This is a genomic window from Variovorax sp. Varisp46, assembly GCF_059491885.1.
Window position 1 is genome coordinate 1,532,900 of sequence record NZ_CP168515.1, and the last position, 18,741, is coordinate 1,551,640.

16 protein-coding genes are annotated in these 18,741 nt (G+C 67.4%); 6 read left to right on the forward strand and 10 right to left on the reverse strand.

What is annotated here, in order from left to right:
• Positions 1–16 precede the first annotated feature (16 nt).
• Complete coding sequence (locus tag ACEN9N_RS07255; RefSeq protein WP_413336151.1) at positions 17–937, forward strand: hypothetical protein; 921 nt, start codon at positions 17–19, stop codon at positions 935–937.
• 18 nt (positions 938–955) lie between these two features.
• Here the strand turns inward: ACEN9N_RS07255 and thpR are convergent, their stop codons facing one another.
• From thpR to ACEN9N_RS07270, 3 genes are all read right to left on the reverse strand, one after another.
• Positions 956–1,471, reverse strand: a complete 516-nt coding sequence (gene thpR / locus ACEN9N_RS07260) for an RNA 2',3'-cyclic phosphodiesterase (protein ID WP_007834677.1) — start codon at positions 1,469–1,471, stop codon at positions 956–958.
• Positions 1,472–1,483: 12 nt separating this feature from the next.
• Positions 1,484–1,687, reverse strand: coding sequence for a hypothetical protein (locus tag ACEN9N_RS07265; RefSeq protein WP_056592037.1), 204 nt, complete (start codon positions 1,685–1,687; stop codon positions 1,484–1,486).
• Positions 1,688–1,791: 104 nt separating this feature from the next.
• Positions 1,792–3,069 (reverse strand): SGNH/GDSL hydrolase family protein, encoded by a 1,278-nt coding sequence (locus ACEN9N_RS07270; RefSeq protein ID WP_495655757.1) that lies wholly within the window; start codon positions 3,067–3,069, stop codon positions 1,792–1,794.
• Positions 3,070–3,176: 107 nt separating this feature from the next.
• Between ACEN9N_RS07270 and ACEN9N_RS07275 the strand changes: the two genes are divergently transcribed.
• Positions 3,177–4,169: a LysR family transcriptional regulator gene (locus ACEN9N_RS07275; RefSeq protein WP_495655758.1), complete on the forward strand. Its 993-nt coding sequence runs from the start codon at positions 3,177–3,179 to the stop codon at positions 4,167–4,169.
• On the opposite strand, the gene ACEN9N_RS07280 is transcribed toward ACEN9N_RS07275, so the two are convergent.
• The 3 genes from ACEN9N_RS07280 to ACEN9N_RS07290 are packed head-to-tail and all read right to left on the reverse strand — an operon-like array spanning position 4,145 to position 6,992.
• Positions 4,145–4,429: a hypothetical protein gene (locus ACEN9N_RS07280; RefSeq protein WP_007834682.1), complete on the reverse strand. Its 285-nt coding sequence runs from the start codon at positions 4,427–4,429 to the stop codon at positions 4,145–4,147. The genes ACEN9N_RS07275 and ACEN9N_RS07280 overlap by 25 nt on opposite strands.
• 44 nt (positions 4,430–4,473) lie before the next feature.
• The gene (locus tag ACEN9N_RS07285) at positions 4,474–6,000 is read right to left on the reverse strand and encodes an amidase (protein ID WP_495656358.1); all 1,527 of its coding nucleotides are present in this window, start codon (positions 5,998–6,000) and stop codon (positions 4,474–4,476) included.
• Between the two features lie 8 nt (positions 6,001–6,008).
• Positions 6,009–6,992 (reverse strand): Bug family tripartite tricarboxylate transporter substrate binding protein, encoded by a 984-nt coding sequence (locus ACEN9N_RS07290; protein WP_495655759.1) that lies wholly within the window; start codon positions 6,990–6,992, stop codon positions 6,009–6,011.
• A gap of 139 nt (positions 6,993–7,131) precedes the next feature.
• On the opposite strand from ACEN9N_RS07290, the gene ACEN9N_RS07295 reads away from it, so the two are divergent.
• Both ACEN9N_RS07295 and ACEN9N_RS07300 read left to right on the forward strand, forming a co-directional pair.
• Positions 7,132–8,043, forward strand: a complete 912-nt coding sequence (locus tag ACEN9N_RS07295) for a LysR family transcriptional regulator (RefSeq protein ID WP_413312091.1) — start codon at positions 7,132–7,134, stop codon at positions 8,041–8,043.
• A 158-nt stretch (positions 8,044–8,201) separates the two neighbouring features.
• Entirely contained in the window at positions 8,202–8,465 is a 264-nt protein-coding gene (locus ACEN9N_RS07300; RefSeq protein WP_413312089.1) for an RNA-binding protein, read from the forward strand.
• Here the strand turns inward: ACEN9N_RS07300 and ACEN9N_RS07305 are convergent.
• Positions 8,430–9,218 carry a response regulator gene (locus ACEN9N_RS07305; RefSeq protein ID WP_007834690.1) on the reverse strand — a complete coding sequence of 263 codons (789 nt, stop codon included), beginning with the start codon at positions 9,216–9,218 and terminating at the stop codon, positions 8,430–8,432. The genes ACEN9N_RS07300 and ACEN9N_RS07305 overlap by 36 nt on opposite strands.
• Before the next feature lie 403 nt (positions 9,219–9,621).
• On the opposite strand from ACEN9N_RS07305, the gene ACEN9N_RS07310 reads away from it, so the two are divergent.
• Positions 9,622–12,879: an autotransporter outer membrane beta-barrel domain-containing protein gene (locus tag ACEN9N_RS07310; RefSeq protein ID WP_495655760.1), complete on the forward strand. Its 3,258-nt coding sequence runs from the start codon at positions 9,622–9,624 to the stop codon at positions 12,877–12,879.
• Positions 12,880–13,321: 442 nt separating this feature from the next.
• Here ACEN9N_RS07310 and ACEN9N_RS07315 read toward each other — a convergent pair whose 3' ends face one another.
• Complete coding sequence (locus tag ACEN9N_RS07315; protein WP_495655761.1) at positions 13,322–14,446, reverse strand: pyridoxal phosphate-dependent aminotransferase; 1,125 nt, start codon at positions 14,444–14,446, stop codon at positions 13,322–13,324.
• 103 nt (positions 14,447–14,549) lie between these two features.
• Between ACEN9N_RS07315 and ACEN9N_RS07320 the strand changes: the two genes are divergently transcribed.
• Complete coding sequence (locus ACEN9N_RS07320) at positions 14,550–16,013, forward strand: aminotransferase-like domain-containing protein (protein WP_495655762.1); 1,464 nt, start codon at positions 14,550–14,552, stop codon at positions 16,011–16,013.
• A 30-nt stretch (positions 16,014–16,043) separates the two neighbouring features.
• On the opposite strand, the gene ACEN9N_RS07325 is transcribed toward ACEN9N_RS07320, so the two are convergent.
• Both ACEN9N_RS07325 and ACEN9N_RS07330 read right to left on the reverse strand, forming a co-directional pair.
• Positions 16,044–16,541, reverse strand: a complete 498-nt coding sequence (locus ACEN9N_RS07325; RefSeq protein ID WP_495655763.1) for a MarR family winged helix-turn-helix transcriptional regulator — start codon at positions 16,539–16,541, stop codon at positions 16,044–16,046.
• Positions 16,542–16,628: 87 nt separating this feature from the next.
• The gene (locus ACEN9N_RS07330; RefSeq protein WP_495655764.1) at positions 16,629–18,563 is read right to left on the reverse strand and encodes a tannase/feruloyl esterase family alpha/beta hydrolase; all 1,935 of its coding nucleotides are present in this window, start codon (positions 18,561–18,563) and stop codon (positions 16,629–16,631) included.
• Positions 18,564–18,741 lie beyond the last annotated feature (178 nt).

Here is an 18,741-nt window from a genome sequence, read left to right on the forward strand (position 1 = left end):
CTAACCTGTTTCTCCCATGTCCGCACTCGCTCTTGACTCCGTCGTCGACACGCCGATCGGCCCACCGCCGCCCGCGCCCGACGTGCCCATACCCGTGCCGCCGCCACCGCCGCCCGGACTTCCGCCCGAGGGCGATCCGCCACCCGCGGAGCCGCCGTTCACCGATCCCGGTTTTCCGCCACCCGTGGTGGAGCCTCCGCCGCCCATACAGAGAACCGGCGAGGTGCCGTTCGGAAAACTGCATGCGCGGCGGCTGCGCGAGATCTACCGATCCGCGGGGTGGCCCTGCTGCGATGCCATCGAGGTCGAACTGCTGGCGGGCGGTTATCTGGAGCGCGTGCGCACGCCGCACGGCCACGAGACGCTGCGCGTGACCGACGCCGGCATTGCGCGCATCGCCACCACGCTCACCATCAACCGCGCGGCGCTGTCGCCGCACGAGGCATTGGTCGAGCGCGTGGCGCGCGAGATGACGCGCGGCGGCCGCGTCGCGTGGCGCGGCCTCGGCCTGCGGGCTCGCCTGCCGCCGTTGGAAGAGGGCGGCAAGCCGCGCTGGTGCGTTGCGCGGCCCGATGTGTTCTCGATCCGCAATACCAGCGTCGAGGCCTATGCGCACCCCATCGTGCACGAGGTGAAGGTGAGCCGCGCCGACCTGCTGGGCGACCTGCGCAAGCCCGACAAGCGCGCGGCCTACCTCGACCTGGGCGGCGAGTGCTGGTACGTGCTGGGCAACGACGCGAAAGGCCGCTGCATCGCCACGCCCGAGGAGGTGCCGGCCGAGTGCGGCGTGATGGTGCTCGAGGGCGATCGCCTCGTGGTGGCACGCGCGGCCGTGCATCGCGCGTTCGATCGCATTCCGTTTGCGGTGTGGCTTGCGCTGGCCAAGGCGCAGCCGGTAGAGGGCTTCGAGGACGACGCGCAGGACATGCTGATCTGAGCCGTTTCCTTGCGCAGTTCAGTGCAGGGGATAGGAGTCCAGCAGCTCGTGGCGGAACGGGGACGTGAAATGCGAGCGCACCAGGCGGAATTCGGTCGCCGTCCAGCGGATCGGGGCCCGCAATGTGGGCCCTGCGGCATGCTCCGAGTGCCGTGCGATCGTGATGTGCGGTGTCCACACGTGAACCAGAAGGGGAAAGCCGGCCCGCAGCAGCACGTGGGTGATGTCGCGCTGAAGGCGTCGCAATCCTTCGTGCTCGGACAGCTGCATCACCGAGACATTGTTCGACCAGGTGCATGAGCGGTCGAGCGTGAGCTCCAGCGGCTGCATCGACACTTCGGCGAGCGCGGCACGCAGCCGTTGCTCGGCGTCTTCCTGTTGGTCGTCGAGGTACTGAAGCGTCAGGTGCAGGCGTTCCTGGGGCGGAAAGGAGCAGCCGCGGGGCCACAACCAGTCCTTGCGGTGAGTCTCGATGTCGACCTGGACTTCCCTGGTGGGAAAAAGCCCGATGAGAAGCTGTCTGCGAGCAGCCATTGCGCACCTCCATCAGGATTCGGATGGCCACCAATTCTCGGCCGTCGTGCGGATCACGCGCGCCGCCTGGACGCGAATGTCGTCCCTGTCGCGGGCTACCTTGAAGGGCCAGGTCGAAATCCGGCCAGTGCGAGAGCGGGAGCGGGCCTGCAACGGATGCAGCCGGGAGAAAAAAAGAACCTGCGCAGAGGGCGCAGGCGGATTGGCGGTGGTCATGGTCGTCGCCTTGAAGTTGTTCTCGGAGACGACGAATTCTAGGGAAATACTGTGTTTGTGTACAGTATGTTTCCGGGCTCGCAAGACCTGAGGAAGGCTGCTCTCTAAGGCTGGACGGGTGCGCCGAGCAGGGCGTCCAGGTCGATGGCCGCCGCCATCGCCTTGTAGCCGGCATCACCCGGATGCAGGTGGTCGCCCGAGTCCATTGCCGCCTTCAGCCGCGAGGGGCGGGCCGGGTCGCGCAGCAGCGCATCGAAGTCGACTACCGCGTCGAACACCCTGCTCTCGCGAATCCAGCGGTTCACGGCCTGGCGCACCTTGTCCTTGTCGGGCGAGTAGTGGCCTTCGAGCGGCGTGCCTCCCAGCGCGCGCTCGGTCGGCGCGATGGTGCCGGCCATGATGCGCACGTTGTGGGCATGGGCCATCTCGGCCAGTTGCCGCAGGCCCTGGATGACGGCTTGCGCGCTCACCGCGGGCTCGTCCGGTGCGAAGGGGCCGCCGGGCCAGCCGATGTCGTTGGTGCCCAGCAGCACGACCATGGCGCGCACGCCGGGCTGGCTGAACACGTCGCGGCCCGCGCGCTCCAGGCCGGCACGGCCCATGCCGTCCTTCAGCAGGCGGCCGCCGGAGATGCCGGCGTTCAGCACAGCGACGTTGCTGCCCGCCAGCCGCTCGGCCAGCGCGTCGGGCCAGCGGGTGTTGGCGCCGGGCGTGGAGCCGTTGCCGTCGGTCAGCGAATCGCCGAGGGTGACGACGGTGATGGGTGGCTGCTGCGTCTCGACCATGAGGCCGCTCACGTAGACGCGGGTGCTCCACGCGGTGGCCGTGGCAGGCAGGCGCTGCGCCGCGCTCAGGTCGCCGTCGGCCACGTAGGCTGTCTGGCGTGCATCGAAATGAAAGCCCGCGGGCTGGCTGGGCTGCGGCAGGTAGAGCGACACGGCCACCTCGGCGAGTGCAGGCAGGGCAATGTCCACCGGGTCGCTGACCAGCCGCGCGCCGGGCGGGATGGTGACTTCGGTCTGCCCGCCGAAGCGCAGCGGCCGGTCGCTGCCTTCGACGACCGCCGAGCCCTCGGCATGCCGCGCCAAGCGCGCCGCGCCGATGTGCAGCGGTGTGGTGCCGCCTTCGTTGCTGATCGCCACGCGCAGCCGCGAGCCACCGATGCTCAGCCGCGCCACCTGCCGCACGGTCTGCCGGTTGAACTGGAACGGCAGGCCGGTGGGCAGCACGAAGTCGCCGCTCCAGATCGGCTGCGTGCTGGACATCCAGCTGGGGCTCCAGTGCGCGGCGGCCGGTTCGGCCACCGAGCCGGCAGCGAGGCCGGCCAGGGTGAGTGCGAGGGTGCCGTGGCGCAGGATCGATGCGAATTTCGGGGTTGTCATGAGAGTCCTTCGATGAGCGGTGAAGCCAGGACTCGACTTTCTTTCATGCGTATCCGGAGGGGTAGACGGCAGAATGGCATGCAGACCATTCCATATTCGAATACACCATGGACACCCTGCGCGCCCTCGAAGCCTTCGTGCACAGCGTGGAGCTGGGCAGCCTCTCGGGCGCGGCCCGCGCGCTCGGCACCACGCAGCCGACCGTCAGCAAGCTGGTCGCGGGACTGGAGCGCTCGCTCGGGGTGCGCCTGCTGCGGCGCACGGCGGCCGGCCTGAGCCTGACGGAGGAGGGGCAGCGATTTCACGAGCGCGCACGGCGCATGCTGGAGGACTACGGCGACGCGGTGTCCGATGCACGCGAAGGCATCCAGCAGCCGCGCGGCCTGCTGCGCATGAGCGCGCCGGTGACGATGGGGCAGCGGCATCTCAATGCGATGGCGCTGGAGTTCCTGGGCCTGTATCCGGACATCGAACTGGAGCTGGTGCTCGACGACCGCTTCGTCGATCCGCTGGAGGAGCGCATCGACGTGTCGCTGCGCGTCGGCGGCGCCTTGCCGCCCGACCTCGTTGCCCGCCACCTGGGCACGTGGCCGCGCGTGCTGGTCGCCTCGCCCGGCTACATCGCGGCGCGCGGCAGGCCGCGCAAGCCGCAGGACCTGCTGGCGCACGACTACCTGCGCTATGCGTCAGGCGACGACGGCGTGCTGCTGCAAGGCCCTGAAGGCTCCGTCACGGTGCCGGTGCGCAGCCGCTACCGTGTGAACAACGCGGTGGCTTTGCTCGACAGCGTGCTCGGCGGCGCAGGCATTTCGCTGCAGCCCACCTGGATGGTGGCCGACCTGCTCGCGCAAGGCCGGCTGGTGCGCGTGCTGGGCCGGCACACCGGGCCGCCGCAGGAGGCGCACCTGCTGTATGCCCCGCGTCGCCAACTGCCGCTGCGGGTGCGCGTGCTGGTGGACTTTCTGTCGGAGCGGGTGGCGAAGCTGCCGGGCGCCTCCCGCGCGGCTGTTTCGTCTGCTGGGTTCAGTGGCAGCCGCAGGCCGGCTCCCGAGCCGTTGCAAAAGAAGACGGCAGGTCAGTCGAGGCGGATCTCGAAGTAGGCCTCGTCGGCTTCGCCCAGCGCACGGAAGCCCGCGGTCTTCGCGGCTTCGTAGGCCTTGGCCCAGGTGGCGGCCAGTGCGAGTTCGTCCTTGGTGAGTTCGTCGGCGCTGGACTCGCTGGCGTTCTCGAATGCCTTCAGCGCAGGTTCGACGCCGTCGCCCAGCAGCTTGTCGAGTTCACGGCGAAAGCGCGACTCCGCGGTGGCGATGACGTCGGCCGGGGCGTCGGGAAAGTCGACCAGTTTCACGGTGTAGCTCATGGCCGGATGCTACGTGATGCGGGTGCAGGGAGCGGCCCCTTCGCTCAGACGACCGACACAGCGGCGGACCCCGCGGCGCGGTTGTCGAAGATCGGCGGCGTCTTGACGATCGACGTGAGCGCGGGTACGGCCGCGCGCAGCGAGGCCAGGTCGGGGCGCGGACGGCGCAGCTGCGCGTCCGGGGAGAACGCCGCCTCCATGGCATGCGCCGCACCCAGCACCTGGTGGTCGGCCCTGAACCCGCCCACGATCTGCAGCCCGAACGGCATGCCTGCGTGGTCGAGGCCGCAGGGCAGCGAAATCGCCGGGTGCGTCGTCAGCGTGACCACGTAGGTCAGCGCGAGCCAGCGGTAGTAATTGGCCTGCGTCTCGCCATTGATGGTGTCGGCGTACAGCTGTGTCCACGGGAAGGGCGAGACCGGCGTGGTCGGCGACAGCACCAGGTCGTAGTCGGCGAAGGTCGCCTGGAAGCGCTTCAGGAGCCGGGTCTGCTCGGCCTGCGCCCAGGCGCTGTCGAGCAGGCTCATGCGTGCGCCCATCTCGTAGTTGGCGCGCGGGTTGGGGCCCAGGCTGTTCGGGTCGCGCTCGTAGGCTGCCTGCATGCCCGCCACGAAGGCCTCGGCGCGCAGCACGTCGAAGCAGCGATGCGCTTCGCCCATGTCGAACTCGACCTTGTCGCAGCGGCGAAACAGGTGCCGCATGGCCTCGATCTTCCGGCGGAAGGTGGCGCGGATGCCGTCGTCCACCGCGCAGGTGCCGAAGTCCTCGGTCCACGCCACGCGCAGGTTGGCCAGGTCGACGCGCTCCGGCACGAGAAATGACTGCGGGTCCAGTGGATAGCTCAGCGGGTCGCCGGCGTTCGCGCCCGCGGACGCCGCCAGCTGCAGGCAGGCGTCTTCCACCGTGCGGCCCATCGGGCCGACCACCGAGATCGGCGTCCAGCCCAGCGGCTTGCGCACGCTCGGCACGACGCCCGGCGAGGGACGGAAGCCCACCACGCCGCACTTGGATGCGGGAATGCGCAGCGAGCCGCCGGTGTCGGAGCCCGTGCACACGGGCAGCATGTCGCAGGCCAGAGCGGCCGCCGAGCCGCCGGACGAGCCGCCGGCATTCAGGTTCGGGTTGAAGGGGTTGCCGGTGGCACCCCACACGTCGTTGCGCGAGTTGGCGCCCGCGCCCATCTCGGGCACGTTGGTCTTGCCCGCCACGATGGCGCCCGCGCGGCGCAGCCGGGCCACGAGCTCGATGTCTTCCGTCGGCACGTGGTCGCGGTAGATCGCCGAGCCCCAGGTCGTGAGCAGGCCCTCGGTGGGCTCCAGGTCTTTCACGCCAAGCGGCAGGCCATGCAGCAGGCCGAGCGTGTCGCCGCGCAGGACGGCGCTTTCCGCCGCCTTGGCCTCGGCGCGCGCGCGCTCGAAGCAGGTGGCGGTCACCGCGTTGACGAAGGGGTTCACGCGCTCGATCCGCGCGATGCACGCCTCCAGCAGTTCGACGGGCGAGACCGCCTTGCTGCCGATGAGGCGGCGGAGTTCGACGGCGGACTTCTCGACGAGCTCCGTGCCGGTGTTCATGTGATTCATCAGTCGGCAGTGATGTTGGCGCGCGCCGCAACCGCGCGCATCAGGGGCAATTCACGGGTGATCAGCTCGCTCGCCGCGGCGGCGTTGCTGTAGGTCGGCTCCAGGCCCTGGCCCAGCAGCTTGGTGCGCGTGTCGGGGTCGGCGATGGTCACGGCCAGCGCCTTCTCGAGCTTGGCCTTGACGTCGGCGGGCAGGCCCTTCGGCCCCGCCACCATCAGCCACGAGTCCATGTCGATGCCGGCGTAGCCGCTCTCGGCGAAGGTGGGCACGTCGGGCAGCAGCGCGGAACGCTTCGCGGTGGTCAGTGCAATGGCCTTGATCTTGCCGCTCTTGAGCTGGGGGATTGCCGCGCTCACGGTATCGATGCTGAACGGGATCTGGCCGCCCATCAGGTCGGTCATTGCGGGGGCGCTGCCCTTGTAGGGCACGTGCGTCATTTTCAGGCCGGTCGCATGCAGCATGGTCTCGCCGGCGAACTGGGCGGTCGTTCCGGTGCCGAAGGAGCCGTACGAGTATTTGCCCGGCGAGGCCTTCACGTAATCGACGAACTGCTTCACCGTCTGCACCGGCACCTCGCTGTTGGCCAGCAGGATCAGCGCGACGCGCCCCGCGATGCCGATCGGCTCGAAGCTCTTCACGGGGTCGTAGGGCAGGTTGGAGCGGATCGCCGGGTTGACGGTGAATGTGGAGCCCGAGCTGATCAGCAGCGTGTAGCCGTCGGGGGCCGCTTTCGCCACATAGCTTGCGCCGACGACCGTGCCTGCGCCCGCGCGATTCTCGATGACGACGGGCTGGCCGAGTTCCTTGCCGAGCCGCTGTGCGATCACCCGGCCGTTGACGTCCGTCGCGCCGCCGGGCGGGAAGGGAATCACCAGCGTGATGGGGCGCGACGGGAAACCCGTGTCCGCGGCGAGGGCGGCCAGCGGTGCAAGAGCAAGGCAGGACAGCAGCGCCGTGCCGACCATGAGCGGGAGACGGTTCATCGGGATACTCCTGGAGCTAGGGGGGATGAGTTCATCCTAGGAGTGGCGGCGCGCTGCTACAAGCGCAATGTTTAGAATTGTCGATTGCCGATTAGGCAATCGACGCAGGCCGCTTGTGGCCGCACCAACCGGGAAATCCATGGCAATTCGCGCCTTGCAGGAAACCGCGGTCCGGTACTTTCTAGAGGTTGTGAAGACCGGTTCCGTGAAGGACGCCGCGCTCAAGCTCAACGTCGCGCCCTCGGCGGTCAGCCGGCAGGTGGCACGGCTGGAGCGCGAGCTCGACACGCTCCTGTTCGAGCGCCACGCGCGCGGCATGGTGCCCAACGCGGCCGGCGAGATGCTGGCCGCGCACGCCAAGCGGGCGCAGCAGGACATCGAGCGGGTCACCAACGACATCGCCGGCCTGCGCGGCCTGCGCAGCGGGCATGTGCGCGTGGCGAGCACGGAGGGTTTTGCCTTCGACTTCATCCCGACGCTGATCGCGCAGTTCCGGCAAAAGCACGAAGGCATCCGCTTTCACCTCGAGGTCTGTTCGCTGGGCGACATTTCCAGGCGCGTGCGCGACGGCGAAGCCGACGTGGGCATCACCTTGAGCGCTGTGCCCGAGCCCGGCATCGAGATCGAACTGCGGCACCCCAGCCCCATCCTGGCCGTGATGGCGAGGGATCACCCCCTGGCGATGCAGCGGCAGTTGTCGCTGCGCCAGGTGGTGGCGTACCCGCTGGGGTTGCCGCAGGAAGACAGCTCGATCAGGCGCCTGCTCGACGCCAGCTGCATCCGGCAGGGTTTGCGCTATGAGCAGGCCATGTCCAGCAACCACGCGAGTGCGCTGCTGAGCTTTGCGGCGGCCGGCGGCAGCGTTGCTTTCTATGGCGCGCTGTCGATGCGAACGCTGTTGCGGAGCAAGGCGCTGGTCGCCATTCCGCTCAAGGACCGCGAGATGAACGAGCGCCACCTCGAGATCGAGACCATGGCGGGGCGCTCGCTGCCCGATGCCGGGAAAGCCTTTGTGCGGTTCTTGGTCGAGGCCGTGAAAGCCTCCGGCTGATCCGGCCGCCCAGCAAGGACCGCCCCACGCGAATCGCGTGCGGACCTCCTATAAATACGGGATGCCTGGAGAGGCTCCTTTCAGGTCAACTCGGGCACTTGCAAGCATGCGAAAGCGAAGCAATGCCGAGACGGACCATCCACAGCGCGACCATCACCTTGAAACTGCCATTCGACCTGGACGCCAGCGAAGAGGTCACTGCCCTTCGGGCTGCCGGCATTCCCGTTGACGCGCAGGGCAATGCAGAACGGGGCTTTCTCTTCGTCAGGTTCGGCGAAGAAAGGGGAAAGCAGACCAACATCTTTCGGTGGTTTGCCGGTGGGGTGGGGCCAGACCGTCGCGATGTCCGCACTGCTTCTCGATCCCGCGAACACAGTGCCGCGCGTTCAGGCGACGTGCTCAATGGCTGGATGCCCAACTAGCTTCGCGTCCAGGTCGGGTGGTCGAATAACCCCGCCTTCGCCGCTGGGGTCGAACATATACCCGACGCCCCACACCGTCAGGATGTAAGAGGACGGCCCGTTCTGCAATAGCTTTCGAAGCCGGGAGACTTGCACATCCAGGCTGCGCTCGAAAGCGCCGAGTTCGCGGCCACGCGCTACCTGAGCGAGTTTTTCCCGCGAAAGCGGCTGCCCCGCATGGCGGACCAGCACCTTGAGTATCGCGATCTGAACGGTTGTGATGCCCAGGATTTGCCCGTCCCTGCGAAGCGTGCGGGTGCCCAGGTTGAATTCGAATGGACCAAACCGGACCACCTCGTTTCTGCTCGAAGGACCGCCCGGCTCCTCCCTCGGAGGGCTGCGCCGCAGAATTGCCTGGATACGCGCTCGTATTTCCCTGGGATTGAATGGTTTGCGGACATAGTCGTCCGCGCCCATCATCAATCCCGCAATTCGATCGGTATCTTGCGCCTGCGCACTGAGAATGATGATGGGAACCCGGATGCCATTGGCTCGCAGCCGCTGGCAGATCGAAAAGCCGTCCTCGTCCGGCAGCAGCAGGTCGAGCACGATGAGGTCAATCGCGCGGCGATGCAGGATCGACGAGAGCGATGCACCGTTCTCGGCCTCGAATACCTCGAATCCCTCTTGCGAAAGATAGCTGCCTAGCAATTGCCGCACGCGGGGGTCGTCATCAACTATTGCGATCGCGTCGGCTCGGTGGGCTATCGTCATGGAAGCAAACTTTGTTAAATGAGAATCTCGCTCGTATCGGCGGTTTTGCGGGGTTATAGGGCTGCACCAGTTGATTGATCAAATCCATCAATTTGGCCGAAGGGCTATTTGCGGAGCGAAAAGGCAGCCCCTCCGGACCCCGTTGTTTCCAATTGACACGATAAATGAAATTCAGTCTCTCATATTTCAATGCAATCTTGAGATCGATTCAGGATGCAATAAAAACGAACGTGAATAAATTGGCGTTTGTACGAGGAATGCATAATTCGGGCTGAGGCGAAAGCTCCAATTACGATTGTTTGTATTTAGAGTCCGCGGCTCGCACAGGGAGGCATGGAGCACCGGAAACACCGGCGCCCGCGCTCGCAGTTCTTGCGGAGCGCATTGCCAGGACAGACAGGTTATGAACCGGATTTTTCGCGTCATCTGGAACGACGCACTCGCCCTTTGGACCGTCGCTTCCGAATTGGGACGTGGCCACGCAAGATCTACCTCAGCCACGCAGGGCGTGGCCCTGCTAGCCGCCACTTTGCTGGCGGCTGCTTCCTTGCCCGCCTCCGCCGCATGTACGACGGACACGAATGCCAATGCAGTCAATTGCACGGGAAACCAGGGCACGACGGTAGGTACGGGCGCGGCCACCACGCCGGGCGTCTCGGTCACGGTCACGTCGGGCGCGACGGTCGATACAGGCAACAGCTCGGGCATCAGCGTCGGCGACCAGGCAGCCATCGTGATCCAGAACGGCGGGATCGTTCAGAACAATGCCGCCAGTGGCGGCGCGTCGCCTTACCCGGGCATCGGTGCGAACACGATCGAGGTCAACAACAACAGCACGATCACCATCGATGCAGGGGGCTCCGTCGCCGCCAGCGGCTCAGGTGGCAACTCCGAAGCCATCAACCCCCTGGGCAGCGGAAACATCATCACCAACAACGGCGCGATCAGCTCTGCCCATACCGCGATCTGGTTCCAGGCGAACAGTGGTTCCAACACCGTCGTGAACACCGGCAGCATCGTGGCCGGCGCCGGCACGAACTCGACCACGACGACCGTCATCGGCGCCAGCGGCACGATGGCGGTCGATTTCACCAACAAGGGCAGCCTCGTCGGCTCGCTCGCCTTCGCTGGCGGCAGCGACGTGCTGCGCTGGTACACGGGAGCCACGATCACCGGCAACATCAGCGGTGGCGCGGGCGCCGACCTGCTCACGCTCAACAGCGACAACGGCGCGAGCGACACTTTCGCGCCGCGGTCTCTCACCGGATTCGAAACGCTGGTCAACAACAGCGGCACCTGGAAATTCAATGTCGCGCTGGCACCAGCGGGCATCACGAGCACCACGGTCCTGGGCGGAACGCTGATCCTTGGCGCCGACAACAGCGCCTATGCAGGCAGCATGACCGTGGGCTCGGGCGGCGTGCTGCAGAGCAGCGCGCAGTTCGCGCCGGCGACGATCACCGACAACGGACTCGTGCGCTTTGCCCAGCCCGACAACGCAACCTACAGCGGCCTGTTGAGCGGCACGGGCGGCATCGAGAAGACCGGCACGGGCACGCTCACGCTGATCGGGGACCAGACCTTCACGGGCCTCACCACTGTTTCCGCGGGAACGCTGCAGCTCGGCAACGGCGGCACCACGGGCAGCATCGTGGGCAACATCCTGAACAACGCGACGCTGGCCATCAACCGCTCGAACGCGCTCACGCTGTCGGGCACGATCAGCGGCACCGGCTCGCTCGTGAAAGAGGGCGCCGGCGCCACGACGCTGACCGCAGCCAACAGCTACAGCGGGGGCACCGCGCTCAAGCAGGGCCGATTGAACGTCGGCAACAGCCTGGCGCTGGGCACCGGCGCGCTGGCAATGGACAACGGCACCACGCTCGGCTTCGCCGCCGACGGCCTGAACCTCGCCAACGCCATCGTGCTGACCGGCAGTGAAGACCCGGTCATCGACACCGGCAGCTTCAGCGCAGCGCTCAGCGGCAACATCAGCGGCAGCGGCTTCATCACCAAGCTGGGCAGCGGCACCCTCACGCTCTCGGGCGCCAACAGCTATACCGGCGCGACCGACGTGGCCGAAGGCACCCTGAGGGCAGGCGCGAGCGGCACCTTCAGTGCGGCCTCGGCACACACGGTGGAAAGCGGTGCCACGCTCGACCTCGCGGGCTTCAGCCAGACGGTGGCCTCGCTCGCCAACAGCGGCACCGTCTCGCTGGTGGGCACCGCACCGGGCACCACGCTCACCGTCACCGGCGCCTATGCCGGCAACAACGGCGTGCTGCGGCTGGGCACTTTCCTGGGCGACAGCAGCAGCGTGAGCGACCGGCTGGTGCTGGACGGCGCGAGCGCCTCGGCCAGCGGCCGCACCAGCGTGCAGATCACGCAACTTGGTGGCCTGGGCGCGCTGACCACGGGCAACGGCATCGAGGTGATCTCGGCGCGCAACGGTGCCACCACCACCGCGCAGACCACGAAGGACGCCTTCTCTCTCGCAGGCGGGCACGTCGATGCGGGCGCCTACGAGTACCGCTTGCATGCCGCCGACGCGAGCGGTGCCGGCGAGAACTGGTACCTGCGCTCGACCACCACGGCGACGGTATCGACGGGAACGCCAGCGACAGGCGCGGACGGCTCGACCGGCAGCACAGGCGGTACCGGCACTACAGGCCCGATCACCGTGCAAGTGCCAACCTATCGCGCCGAAGTCCCGCTGCTGTCCGCGTTGCCCAGCCAGGTGCGCCAGATGGACCTGGCCATGATCGGCAACCTGCACCAGCGCATCGGCGACGACGACGTCAAGGCCGGCGGCCCCGCATCGACCGGCACCGAGCGCCGTGCCTGGGGCCGTGTGATCGCCACGGACATCGACATCCGCCAGCAGGGCACCGTCAGCCCGCACAGCAAGGGCAACGTCAAGGGCTTCCAGGCCGGCACCGACCTCTTCGCCACCTCGAACTGGCGTGCCGGTGTGTACGTCGGCCAACTCGACGGCCGCGTCAGGGTCAACGGCTTCGCCAGCGGCATCGCCAACCTGGCCGTCGGTTCCAACGACCTGCGCAGCCAGTACCTGGGCGCCTACGGCACCTGGACCGCCGATTCGGGTTTCTATGCCGATGCCGTGCTGCAGGCTGGGCGGCACCGCTACACCATCGAGCCGTTGTCGACCTCGCGCGGCGCGGGCAAGGGCGACAGCCTGATGGCGTCCATCGAAGTGGGCCAGGCCTTCGCGCTAGGCGAGAGCGGCTGGAAGATCGAGCCGCAGCTCCAGCTGATCCACCAGCACCTTGGCCTGGACAACATCGCGATCTCCGGTGCGAACGTGCGGCAGGACAGTGACGACGGCTGGATTGCACGCGTCGGCGTGCGCCTGAAGGGCGAGATGGCCACGACGCTCGGCACGCTGCAACCGTACGGCCGCTTCAACCTCTACAAGGCGAGCAGTGGTGCCGACGTGGTCCGCTTCGTCGGACCCGCCGCCGCGACCGACGTCACGGGCCGCACCGGTTCCACCGTCAGCGAGCTGGCCGGTGGCCTCACCCTGGCGCTGAATCAGACGACCAGCATCTACGGCGAAGTCGGCAAGCTGTGGGCCTCGGGTGGCGCGACGGATGTGAAGACTTCCCTGCAAGGCTCGCTCGGGCTGCGCATGAAGTGGTGAGAGCGCGCCGCGCCATGAACCAGTTCTTGGCGCGGTGCGGTCTTGCGCCGGCAGTCGAGAAGAAGCCCGGCCAGGACAAGAATTCAAAGGTACCTGCCAGCCCCCTATGAAGCCGGACATCGATCTTCCTTGGACTCCTTTCAGCTTCGATGGTGTAGCAACCTGGTTGTGTCCCAGTCTGTGGGACGAGACGAAGCACGTCCCCTTCAGGGGGGCGTTATTCGTACTTTCCTACAGCGCATCAACCATCTTCTTTTTCTCGGTAGTGATGGTTCCCGTCGGGTTGCTTGTTTCCGTTCCGTTGATGACGACGCTTGCGATCGCACTCATCCCCGGGACGTGGTTTGGTATCGCGATGGGTTTGCTTTCTGGGTGGCATTTCAGAAGAAAAGTGCATAAATCCAGGCAGCCATAGCACGGCGGGCCCCTGCCGAGCAAGACCTCAGGCCGCGGCCCACTCCAGCGCCTGGCCCACGCAGTGCAGCGCGGCGGCGAGCTCGGCGTTGGTCGCCAGGCCGAAGCCGAGGCGGAACACACGGGGCTGGTCGCCGAACCAGGGGCCCGGCGCCAGCCGAACACCGCGTTCATGCAGTGCCGCCTGAAAGCGCTGCAGCGCCGCATCGTCATACACCTGCGGCTTCAGCCGCACGCAGCACAGCGCGCCGGCGTCCGGACGCACCCATTCGATCCGCGCGGCGTGGCGGCCGACCCAGGCCTCGAGCGTCCCCAGGTTGTGCGCGAGATGCCGCCGCCGCGCGCCGACGATGTGCTCCCCTTGCTTCAGAACCGTGGCCGCCAGTGCCTCGTCCAGTGGCGAGCACGAGATCACGGTGTTGAACTTTGCCGTGATCAGCGCTTGCCGCAGCGCCGCGTCGCGCACGATCGCCCAGCCGATGCGCAGCCCCGCGGCGCCATGGCACTTGGAGAGCGATGCCACCGTGACCACCCGAGGCCCCAATGCACTGGCGCTGGGCAAGGTGGAGTGGTCGCCGTAGGCCGCCTCGCGATAGGTCTCGTCGACGATCAGCCAGGCATCGGGCGCATGCGTGCGCATCAGCTCGGCCACTTTGCGCAGCGTCGACGCCGGGATGGCGACACCCGAGGGGTTCTGCGGCGAAGCGAGGCTCACGATGCGGGTCTTCGACGAGAGCAGCGCGCGCAGCGCCTCGAGGTCGATCCGGTAGCCGGCGTCGAAGTTCAGCGGCAGCGAGCGCACGGTCGCGCCGACCGCCCCGAGCGTATTGCGCGCGAGCGGAAAGGCCGGTTCGGCGATCACCGCTTCGTCGCCTGGCCCGCAGAGCGTGAAGGCAAGGAGAAACAGCGCATGCATGCCGCCGACCGTGACGACCACATCGTCGGCATCCACGCCATGACGCGCGGCGATCTGCGTGCGCAGCTGCGCACCGCCCGCCGCAGTGCCGTAGCCCAACTGAAGCGCGCCGATCTCTGCCAGGTTGGAGCCGAGCAGTTCGCCGAGCCAGAGGTTCGGTCCCACGCTCTCGGCCAGGTCGTGGCGCGGCGCGCTCGAGACCAGCGAGATGATGTCGTTGTCCGGAAATCGATCCATGGCTTCTCGTACCCGTCTTGTGTAGCTGCCTTCGATGGTGCAAGCTCCAGGTTCAAGATAACAGCCACAGTTTTCTGAAATTGCGACCAGCACAGTTGAAGCCATGACGCTCGAAACACATTCCGCCGGCGGTGCCGATCCGCAGCCCGCCACGCGCTTCCGCTACGAAGAGCTGGCCGATTTCATCGCCGGCCTCGTCGAGAGCGGCACGCTGCCCGCGGGCAGCCGCGCGCCATCGCTGCGCGAGATCAGCGCGCAGCACCGCACCAGCCTGAGCACCGCGGTGCAGGCCTATCGGCTGCTCGAGGACCGCGGCGTGCTCGAGGTGCGGCCGCAGTCGGGCTACTACGTGGCCCGGATACCGACGGCGCTGCCGCTGCCGGCACCCACGCGGCCGCCGCTGCGCCCGACCAAGGTGGCAGTGTCGAACCTCATGCTGCAACTGCTCGAGAACGCATCGAACGAGGCCTACGTGCCGCTGGGCTGCGCCATTCCTAGCGCGCGGATCCTCGCTTCCTCCAAGCTCGACCGCATCCTCGCGCGCACCGCGCGTGTGAAGGGCGCGCAGCTCAACACCTACTCGCCGCCGCGCGGCGAACTGTCGCTGCGCATGGAAATCGCGCGCCGTGCCATGCGCTTCGGACAGGCTTTGTCACCTGACGCCATCGCCATCACCTGCGGCTGCACCGAGGCGTTGGCGCTCGCGCTCGACGCGGTCACCGAGCCTGGCGATGCGGTCGCCATCGAATCGCCGACTTACTTCGGCCTGCTGCAGGTGCTGCGCATGCGCGGCCTGCGGGTGGTGGAACTGCCCACCGACGCCGGCACCGGCGTGGTGATCGATTCACTGCGCGACGTGCTTGCCGCGGGCCAGGTGCGCGCCTGCGTGCTGGCTTCGAGCTTCCAGAATCCGCTGGGTTTCACGATGCCGATCGAGAATCGCCGCGAGGTGCTGCGCCTGCTCGCGAAGCACCGCGTGCCGCTGATCGAGGACGACGTCTACGGCGACATCCATTTCGGCGAGGAACGCCCGATTCCCTTCAGCGCGCTCGACCGCCACGACAACACCATCTACTGCGGTTCGTTCTCGAAGACGCTGGCGCCGGGCTATCGCATCGGCTGGATCGTGCCGGGCCGCCACATGGCACGCGTGCTCGAGAGCAAGTTCGCCTCGACGCTGGCCACGCCGGTGCTGACGCAGGCTGCGCTTGCGGACTTTCTCTCGAACGGCGACTACGACCGCCACCTGCGCCGCTTGCGGCGCGAGTTCGCCGACACGCTGGAGCACATGTCGCGCGTGATCGAGCAAGCCTTTCCGCCGGGGACCAGGATCACTCGGCCAGCGGGCAATTTCGTGCTGTGGCTCGAACTTCCCAAGGCGCTCGACACGCGGGCGCTGTTCGCTCAGGCGCTGAAGAAGGGCGTGTGCTTCGCGCCCGGCGTGGTGTTCTCGGCGAGCGGGCGCTATGCCCACTGCATGCGCCTGAGCGGCGGCTACGGCTGGGATGCGCGCATCGAGAAGGGCCTGCGCACGCTGGGCGCGCTCGCGGCGAAGGCAGTGAGCTGAACGAAGAGGCAGCGGCGGGAAACCCGGGGCTCACACCCGCCGGTGCGCAGCCACCCGTTCGAGCAATTCGAACAGCATCCCTCGCTCGCCGGGCGTCAGGTGTGCCAGCAGATCGGCCTCCATCTTCGCCGCGACGGTCTCCGCCTTCTTGACGAGATCGCTGCCCTTGCGCGTGAGCCGTACGTGCGCCGAGCGGCGATCGGTCTCGCTGCGGCTGCGATTCAGCAGGCCGCGTTCTTCGAGCCGATCGAGCGTGATCGTGAGATAAGGCATCGAGACGTACAGCGCACGCGCGAGCTGCTTGGGCGTCACATCGCTGTTCGAGTCGACCAGCACGAGCAGCGAGAACTCGACCCGCCGCAGGTTGAAGGGTTCGCCCACGTGCTTCTCGTAGAGGGTCGACGTGGGGATCGTGGCCTGCACGAGGCTGTAGCCCAGCAGCCGGCGCATGCGTTCGTCTTCCAGTCCGCTGCGGTCGGGATGGCGTGCGGGCTCATGGGAAGAAGAAGGAGGGGGGCGGGCCGTCATGGAGAGGGCCAGTGTAGCGGTCCGGCCGGACCGATCGCACCCCGTCTGGCAGGCGGGCGACCGCATCGCGGCCGGCAGTGCCCGCCGTCAGTTGGCGCAGACGAACTTGCCGGGATCGTTCTGTTCCAGCAGTGCCGCCGGCGCCGAGCCGGTGGTCCCGATGTACTGCGCGTATTGCGGGTAGGGGCACAGGGGCCGCACGCGCGAGCTCACTCCCGCGGGCAGCGTCCAGCCGGCGGTGTCGGGATTGCCGGGCTTCGAGCTCGCGATCAGGCGATCGGGCGCCTTGCCTTTCTCGACCCAGTCGACCACCGCGCTGAATACCGGGAAGGTATCGGTGGCGGGGCCGCCCGAGCAGTGGTTCATGCCGGGCACCGCGAACAGCCGCACGAAGTCCTTCACGGTGCCGTTCGCCGTGTTGCCGGCCAGCGAATCGACCCACTTGGCCGTGTAGTTGAAAGAGAAGACCGGGTCGCTGGTGCCGTGATAAAGAATCAGCTTGCCGCCCTTGCCCTTGAGCTTGGACATGTCGGTCGAGTGCGTGCCCATGAAGCTGTAGGCCGACTCGGTGTAGGTTCCGTCGGTGGCCTTGATCTTCGGCGCGTCGGCATCCCAGTCGAAGCGCAGTTGGAACTGCACCAGCGAGTTGCCGGTCGCCAGGCCCTGTGTGGGCGGGGTGGTGAAGATCAGCGGACCCGCGCCGCCGCCGAGGGTGGCGTTGATCGCATCGTTCGCGCCGCTCGTGCGGTAGCCGAATCCGGTCTTCCAGATCTGCCATCCGAAGGCGCCGATGCCTGCGTCCCAGGGCCAGTCCGAGTAGAGCGCGTCGCCGGCGCTGTTTTTCACGCCGCCCATTACCTTCTGCATGGCCGTGACCTGGGCCGGAACGAGGCAGCCCGGCGCGCCTGGTGCGCCCGGCGCGCCGCAGGCCAGGGTGCTGACATCGAAGGTGCAGGAGCGCTTGTTGATCATGCCGTCGACCAGCCCGTCGTCGGCATCGCACTTCGCCAGTACCGCTTGCTGCAGGGCCGCCCATTGCGCGGGCTGGAAGGCCGCATTCATCAGGGGGGTCGCGTTCGAGGCGCCGGGGCCCGTGGTTTCCAGGAAGCCCTGCGCTTGCGCCGCAGCCGCGAATTGCTGCGTGTCCCAGGCTTCGGCGAGCCAGGCCTTCGGAAGATCCGAGCCGGGGTCTCCGGCGACCACGCCGTCGAACTCGTCGCCGAAGCGCTGCGAAACCATCATCGCTTCGCGTCCGCCTTCGGAGCAGCCCATGAAATAGGCGTAGTCCTGCTTCTTGGCGTAGTAGCGCGCGACCAGCTGATTGGCGAGCTGCTTGGTCTGGCCGATCGCGTTGTAGCCGAAATCGACGCGTGCCACGGGGTCGAGTCCGAAGGAGGCCGTGCCCGCGTTGTTCGGATCGTTGTTGGTCGCGTTGCTGTGGCCGCTGTCGTTCGAGATGGTGGCATAGCCCGACAGCAGCGGCTGGACGGTTTCACCGTTGCTGATGGCGCCCGTGGTGTCCGGCACCGAGCCATCGGAGCCGCCGCCGCCGCTCATGAACATGCGGCCGTTCCACCGCGTCGGCAGGTTGATCTGGAACGCGATTGCATAGGTCGACATCGCGTCGGTCTGGCCCGCGGCCTGGAGGCCCTTGCGGCCGCCGTTGATGGTGCCGGCCACCGCGCAGTAGCTTTGCGGGTTGCCGCTCGCGTCGGTCGCCGTGGTCTTCGCGATCTTGGTCGAAGTGATGCTCACGGTGCGTCCCGCGGCCGAGAGCTCGGCCGCCAGTGCCGCGACCGCTGCACAGCCGCCGGCCTCGTCGGGCGTGTTGAGCAGCGCAGGCTGTGCCACGGGTGCCGGCGCGGGCGACGGCGGGGGCGCAGACGGGGGTGAAGTGGGCGCCGGGGCTGGTGTCGGCAACAGGGTGAATGCGGAAGCCGCCCTGTCGCTCCCTCCGCATCCGCTTGCGGCGGCCGCCGCGACGACACAGGCCAGCAGCGGCCTCCGGATTGGGGAACTCATTCGATTGTCTCCAGTTGTTAACTAGTTTCCGAGCCCGCACAGCCCGATCCCCCTCGTGAAATCGGAGGAAGCGAGTCGTTCGAACGGGAGAATAGTTAACTCGATTAATCAAATGATCGGGACTTACCCGAGGCCCCATGCAGCGGGCTGAAGCTCGCGCTCGTGCTATTGGTGCTGG

Coding starts and splice junctions, on each gene's coding strand:
- ACEN9N_RS07290 (WP_495655759.1), bottom strand. CDS start 6,992: ATGAACCGTCTCCCGCTCATGGTCGGCACGGCGCTGCTGTCCTGCCTT.
- ACEN9N_RS07295 (WP_413312091.1), top strand. CDS start 7,132: ATGGCAATTCGCGCCTTGCAGGAAACCGCGGTCCGGTACTTTCTAGAG.
- ACEN9N_RS07305 (WP_007834690.1), bottom strand. CDS start 9,218: ATGACGATAGCCCACCGAGCCGACGCGATCGCAATAGTTGATGACGAC.
- ACEN9N_RS07325 (WP_495655763.1), bottom strand. CDS start 16,541: ATGACGGCCCGCCCCCCTCCTTCTTCTTCCCATGAGCCCGCACGCCAT.
- thpR (WP_007834677.1), bottom strand. CDS start 1,471: ATGGCTGCTCGCAGACAGCTTCTCATCGGGCTTTTTCCCACCAGGGAA.
- ACEN9N_RS07280 (WP_007834682.1), bottom strand. CDS start 4,429: ATGAGCTACACCGTGAAACTGGTCGACTTTCCCGACGCCCCGGCCGAC.
- ACEN9N_RS07255 (WP_413336151.1), top strand. CDS start 17: ATGTCCGCACTCGCTCTTGACTCCGTCGTCGACACGCCGATCGGCCCA.
- ACEN9N_RS07330 (WP_495655764.1), bottom strand. CDS start 18,563: ATGAGTTCCCCAATCCGGAGGCCGCTGCTGGCCTGTGTCGTCGCGGCG.
- ACEN9N_RS07270 (WP_495655757.1), bottom strand. CDS start 3,069: ATGACAACCCCGAAATTCGCATCGATCCTGCGCCACGGCACCCTCGCA.
- ACEN9N_RS07315 (WP_495655761.1), bottom strand. CDS start 14,446: ATGGATCGATTTCCGGACAACGACATCATCTCGCTGGTCTCGAGCGCG.
- ACEN9N_RS07265 (WP_056592037.1), bottom strand. CDS start 1,687: ATGACCACCGCCAATCCGCCTGCGCCCTCTGCGCAGGTTCTTTTTTTC.
- ACEN9N_RS07320 (WP_495655762.1), top strand. CDS start 14,550: ATGACGCTCGAAACACATTCCGCCGGCGGTGCCGATCCGCAGCCCGCC.
- ACEN9N_RS07275 (WP_495655758.1), top strand. CDS start 3,177: ATGGACACCCTGCGCGCCCTCGAAGCCTTCGTGCACAGCGTGGAGCTG.
- ACEN9N_RS07310 (WP_495655760.1), top strand. CDS start 9,622: ATGAACCGGATTTTTCGCGTCATCTGGAACGACGCACTCGCCCTTTGG.
- ACEN9N_RS07285 (WP_495656358.1), bottom strand. CDS start 6,000: ATGAACACCGGCACGGAGCTCGTCGAGAAGTCCGCCGTCGAACTCCGC.